This window comes from Mesorhizobium sp. M7A.F.Ca.CA.003.01.2.1, from assembly GCF_003998945.1.
Classification (GTDB): domain Bacteria; phylum Pseudomonadota; class Alphaproteobacteria; order Rhizobiales; family Rhizobiaceae; genus Mesorhizobium; species Mesorhizobium ciceri.
Window position 1 is genome coordinate 1 of sequence record NZ_RZRA01000453.1, and the last position, 4,443, is coordinate 4,443.

Sequence of the window (4,443 nt, forward strand, 5' to 3'; positions counted from 1 at the left end):
GGTGAAGACGTCGCGCAATATGCCGCCGACGCCGGTCGCCGCACCCTGGTAGGGCTCGATGTAGGATGGGTGGTTGTGACTCTCCATCTTGAAGACGACGCAGTCGCCATCGCCGATGTCGACCACGCCAGCATTCTCGCCCGGCCCCTGGATGACCTGAGGTCCGGTGGTCGGCAGCGTGCGCAGCCATTTCTTCGAGGATTTGTAGGAGCAGTGCTCATTCCACATCGCCGAGAAGATGCCGAGTTCGGTGAAGCTCGGCTCGCGCCCGACGAGGTCGAGAATGCGCTGGTACTCGTCGGGCTTGAGCCCGTGTGAGGCAATGAGCTCGGGGGTGATCGGCACGGAATTGGAAATGGTCATGGGCGGCGATTTTTATCCGGGACGTTGGGATTTTGAGTCCCGTCTTATCGCAAGCCTTGCGGCCGATACACCCATGGATTGACGAAAAACGACGGAAAACCGGACAAAGCCACGCAGTGTCAGGAGAAGCTGTCGTAGCCGGCGCGGCCTTCATCGAGAAGTCGCCGGATCACCGCAACGCCTTCAGCGATATCCCCGCGCTGTCTCGGCTGCGAAACGCCGAAGCGGACGCCATGGAAAACCTGCTCGGAACGGCCGGCCTTGAATTCGTCCTCGTCGTCGATCAGCACGCCGTGCTCCAGGCAAGCGTTCTTGAAGGTGCCGGAAAGCCAGGGGTCGGGCAGGGTCAGCCAGACAAAGGGCACCCTGTCATGCGACTTGAAGGCGAAGCCGGCCAAAGTCTCGCGTACGATGGCGATGCGGGCGCTGATTTCGGCGATGCTGCGCTTTCGTATCTCATCCGCCTGACCGGACAGCACCAGCCTTGTATTCACCTCCGCCAGCAGGAAGGGCATGCCGCCGGTCATCATCTTGTGGGCGACGCGGATGCGGTGGCGGTAGGCGGGCGGGCAGGAAAGCCAGCCGCCGCGCACACCGGCTGCGACCGACTTCGACAGGCCGCCCGCGACAATGGTCCTCTCAGGAGCATATTCGGCCAGCAACGGCGTCGGATCATCGGTCAGATTGCCATAGAGGTCGTCCTCGATGAGGACGACATTGTATTCGCGTGCGACATGGGCGATCGCTTCGCGGCGCGCCGCCGACAAGGTGGCCAGCGTCGGATTCTGCGCCGTCGGCATCAGGAAGATCATCTTGGGATGCTTTTGCGCGCAGACGCGCTCGAAATCCTGCGGATCGATGCCTTCATCGTCCGATGCCACCAACGCGGTGCGCCTGCCGATCAAGCCGGCACTGCGGGAAACCTGCGAGTAGGTGAGGTGCTCGAAGGCAACATAGTCGCCAGGCATGGTGAGCGCCGCGATCGCCGCCATCACCGCCGCATGGGTGCCGAGCGTGGGAACGATGGTGTCGGCATCCGGGCGAAAGGAATTGCGCGCCAACCAGCGGGCGCCGGCTTCGTACCATCGTTCGGGGAAATCCCTGGTGTAGCTCGAAATCTCATGCGGATGGTCTTGCGCCGTGCGCGACAGGACACCGGCGACAATGTCGCCCTGGCCGATATCAGGTGCTGCGGTGCTGTCGAAACGCAGCTTGCCTTTAGGCGCATCGATATAGCGCGTGCCTTCGCCGCCGACGTCCGGAGCCGGAAAATCCGGCTTCGCGCGCTGGCCGAGCACATAGGTTCCACGCCCGACCTCGCCGCTCACCAGCCCACGCTCGCGCAGCAATTGATAGGCCCGGCCGACCGTGCCGACGGTGGTGCCGATGTCGTAGGCGAGGTCGCGCTGCGGCGGCAACTTTGCGCCGGCATCGATCACGCCCCGATCGATGTCCGTCTCGATGGAATCCGCCAGCCGCTGATACAGCGGGCCGGAGCCGGCAGTGAGATCTGGAAGCCAATTTGTCATGGTGACAATTTTCTATATTGCACCGATAGATGAGTCAATACATATCAATCGCGTGCCAAAAGGGTACAATTTAGGACTTTGGCAGAAAGAAAATGAATACAATCGTGACAATACGTCATTCGAGCGCTGCATTATCGGCCCAATCGACACGCCCGTCGGCTCAGCGCGGCTTTGTCAGCCGCCTTGTGCGCGTGCTGAGGTCGCTGGCAAGATGGATCGACAACCTGCTGGATCGCCGCCGCAGCCGGTTGGCTCTGCTGGAGATGACCGACGACCAGCTCAAGGATATCGGCGTCACGCGCTGCGACGCCCACCGCGAGGGCATCAGGCCGTTCTGGGACTGACCGTGATCCCAAAAGTGGGAACCGGTTTGGGAAAGATGATGGTCCCGGGAAATCCGGACAGAAGGTCCGCACAGTTCTAACGGACCCTCGACGCCCTGGTGCGTGCAACGGCATGGTCCGCAAGGACGGCGACCACGCACAGCACGAGGAAAAGTCCGGTGATGGCTGCAGCTGAGATGACGACGCTGGTCGCGCCGTTCTTGGCGATGTTCAGGAAAGGGTAGGGCACCTCGCCGGCAAGCGGCGCCCGCACCAGCGCATAGACCAGATAAGCGATGGGATAGATCACCCACCACGAAATGTCGCTCCAGCGTGTCCGGCCGTCGGCGCCCGATATCAGCCACCACAGCACGAACAGCACCGGCGTGACGTAGTGCAGGAGAACATCGCAGAGCAGGAACAGTCCCTGCGGCTGCCAGAGTCGTGCCAGAACCGTTGCGTAGATGATGAAGACCAGTGCGATCGAAACCGCAACGCCGGTGCGCATCCGCGCCCCTGCAAAGGCCGGCAGCCAGGCATAGAAGGTGGGTGACAGCAGCGACGTGTACACCAGCACCGCGCCGATGTTGGTCAGGATGGTGAAGAAGCTGAAGACGAAAATGACGGAGCCAAGCAGGCTGCGGCCTGCTTCCATCGATGCAGGAATGCTGATGCAGAACTGCAGGATGAGCCCGGCCAGACCGATGACCAGCCCCACAATCTGCAGGAACCGGCCCATGGGCTAGGCCGTCGCGGCGCAGGCCGGATTGCCGGCCTGCCAGCGGGAAATGTCGGAGCCGATGCGGGCGCCGAGCGGATCGTTCATCAGCGGTCCGAAGACGTCGACACGGCTAGAATTGCCTTGCGCCTGCACGACCAGCAAAGGTTTGCCGCCATAGTGCTTGGCCGGAACCAGCAGGAAACGCGGCGTGCCGCTGAACGAATTCAGCTCATTGGCCATCTGATACGGTTTGAAGGCCGGGTCCTTGCTGGCGATCCAGCATTTGTGGGCGGCGATCGCCACTTGTTCCATGGCCAGCAGCGCTGCACTTTTGCCCGAGGGAACAGGCGTGCTCTTTGGCGTCGACTGGCAGGATGCCAGCACAAAGCCCGTCGCGGCGACCAGCGCGATCGTCCTCGACTTGATCAAGCGGCACCCATCTCAAGCTCGGACAGGAAGATTTTCAAGCCGTCGGTCATCTCGCCCCACACACGCGACAATGCCGGGTGTTGCGAGGCGATCTGCTGGTAGGCGTCGAATTTGGGATAGGCGTCGAGCAGGTCGTGGCGTCCTGTCATGGCGCGGAAATTGTTGAAGATGAACCGCGTCGGCGTCAGCCAGGCATCGGCGAAGCTGATGTCGTCGCCGAGTGCGAAGGGCCCTTGCGCCATACGGGCCTCGATTGCCGCCAGTCCATGATGCAGGCGGGCGAACTGAGCGTCGATCTCGGCATTGTTGCGCTTCGGCACGGAATGAAGCTCGAAAAGCTTCATCAACGGGGTCAGCACATCGAGATCGGTGATGCGGGCGAACATGCGCACCAGCGCACGGTCCTTGGAATCGGGGGGCAGCAGCGCCGGTTCTGGAAACCGTTCCTCGAGATATTCGGCGATGACCACCGATTCGACGATCGTCTCGCCCGAGCCGGTGATCAGCACCGGAATCCGGTTCATCGGCGAGATGGCGCGAAACTCTTCCGGGATGGGAAAACCGGGCGGCGGCGCGATGATCTTGAGTGGCACGTCCTTGATGTAGGCCAATGCCCGCACGATCGACGAGTAGGGCGACAACGGCCGCGAATAGAGTTTCATGACCGTCTCTCTCCCCAATGAACCAGACTTGCTCCAAAGAGACAGGAATGTCCGGCTGTTTTCAAGCTGTTCGCTTCGATATCGTCAGGCAGCGATGCCGAGGGCGCTCTCGAACAGTCCGCGGCCGTCGGTACCGCCATGAGCTGCTTCGATCAGGTTTTCCGGATGCGGCATCAGCCCGAGCACATTGCCTTGGCTGTTGACGATGCCGGCAATGTCGTTGATCGAGCCGTTGGGGTTGGTGCCCTCGGCATAGCGGAACACCACCTGGCCTTCGCCTTCGAGACGGGCAAGCGTGTCGGCGTCGGCGAAATAATTGCCGTCATGATGCGCGACCGGCGAGCGGATGATCTGGCCCGGCTGATAGCGGCGGGGGGAAATGGGGTTTGCCTTGGTGATCTCGAGGTTCACCTGCC

At 61.9% G+C, this 4,443-nt stretch carries 7 protein-coding genes; 1 reads left to right on the plus strand and 6 read right to left on the minus strand.

The window, feature by feature from the left end; all coding sequences use genetic code 11:
- Both EN969_RS18490 and EN969_RS18495 read right to left on the minus strand, forming a co-directional pair.
- A partial coding sequence (locus EN969_RS18490) for an AIR synthase related protein (RefSeq protein WP_245467458.1) occupies nucleotides 1-363 on the minus strand: 363 nt, incomplete at its 3' end.
- 119 nt (nucleotides 364-482) lie between these two features.
- A complete protein-coding gene (locus EN969_RS18495) occupies nucleotides 483-1,892 on the minus strand; it encodes a PLP-dependent aminotransferase family protein (protein ID WP_013532134.1) in 1,410 nt (469 codons plus the stop codon).
- A gap of 92 nt (nucleotides 1,893-1,984) precedes the next feature.
- Here EN969_RS18495 and EN969_RS18500 point away from each other — a divergent pair, with 92 nt between their 5' ends.
- On the plus strand, nucleotides 1,985-2,236 hold the full coding sequence (locus EN969_RS18500) for a DUF1127 domain-containing protein (protein ID WP_063167819.1): 252 nt from the start codon (nucleotides 1,985-1,987) through the stop codon (nucleotides 2,234-2,236).
- Between the two features lie 76 nt (nucleotides 2,237-2,312).
- Here the strand turns inward: EN969_RS18500 and EN969_RS18505 are convergent, their stop codons facing one another.
- From EN969_RS18505 to EN969_RS18520, 4 genes are all read right to left on the minus strand, one after another.
- Nucleotides 2,313-2,954 (minus strand): Pr6Pr family membrane protein, encoded by a 642-nt coding sequence (locus EN969_RS18505; RefSeq protein WP_013532132.1) that lies wholly within the window; start codon nucleotides 2,952-2,954, stop codon nucleotides 2,313-2,315.
- A 3-nt stretch (nucleotides 2,955-2,957) separates the two neighbouring features.
- Nucleotides 2,958-3,365, minus strand: coding sequence for a hypothetical protein (locus tag EN969_RS18510; protein ID WP_063167820.1), 408 nt, complete (start codon nucleotides 3,363-3,365; stop codon nucleotides 2,958-2,960).
- Nucleotides 3,362-4,027: a glutathione S-transferase family protein gene (locus tag EN969_RS18515; protein WP_013532130.1), complete on the minus strand. Its 666-nt coding sequence runs from the start codon at nucleotides 4,025-4,027 to the stop codon at nucleotides 3,362-3,364. The genes EN969_RS18510 and EN969_RS18515 overlap by 4 nt, the downstream gene beginning before the upstream one ends.
- An 84-nt stretch (nucleotides 4,028-4,111) precedes the next feature.
- A partial coding sequence (locus EN969_RS18520) for a phosphoribosylformylglycinamidine synthase subunit PurQ (protein ID WP_206525178.1) occupies nucleotides 4,112-4,443 on the minus strand: 332 nt, incomplete at its 5' end.